This is a genomic window from [Flexibacter] sp. ATCC 35208 (genome assembly GCF_001975825.1).
Lineage (GTDB): Bacteria > Bacteroidota > Bacteroidia > Chitinophagales > Chitinophagaceae > Chitinophaga.
Window position 1 is genome coordinate 1 of the sequence record NZ_MTKN01000310.1, and the last position, 427, is coordinate 427.

Below are 427 nucleotides of genomic sequence, written 5' to 3' on the forward strand. Positions count from 1 at the left end.
CTAAGAAATTGTTGATGTTGCAGATCCGATCCGCGTGAACCCTTGCGGTTACTACATCTTAGCTTGTTATTATCTTTTTAAGAACTTTTTGTTTCGCACTGTTTGCGTTGGGGTTGCAAAGGTAGCCATTTTTCCGTTTCTTCCAAATTTATTTCGAGATTTTATTCTCTTTTTTTGATCCGGACAGAGATAAAAAAAGAGTCCGTTTTTGCGGACTCTTCTTCAGAATGACTTCGATGTTACGGATCCGTCCGTGTGGCTCTTACAGCCTAACATCTTTCCAATACTTTAAATTTTATTAACCTAATACCTGTGTATTAAGTGAGGTGGAGGATATCGGAGTCGAACCGATGACCCTCTGCGTGCAAGGCAGATGCTCTAGCCAACTGAGCTAACCCCCCATAGAGAATTAAAAGAAGGAAACAAC

At 40.7% G+C, this 427-nt stretch carries 1 tRNA gene; it reads right to left on the reverse strand.

The annotated features are described in order from the left end of the window. Nucleotides 1-327: 327 nt before the first annotated feature. Nucleotides 328-401, reverse strand: a tRNA-Ala gene (locus tag BW716_RS35675). Nucleotides 402-427: the final 26 nt, after the last annotated feature.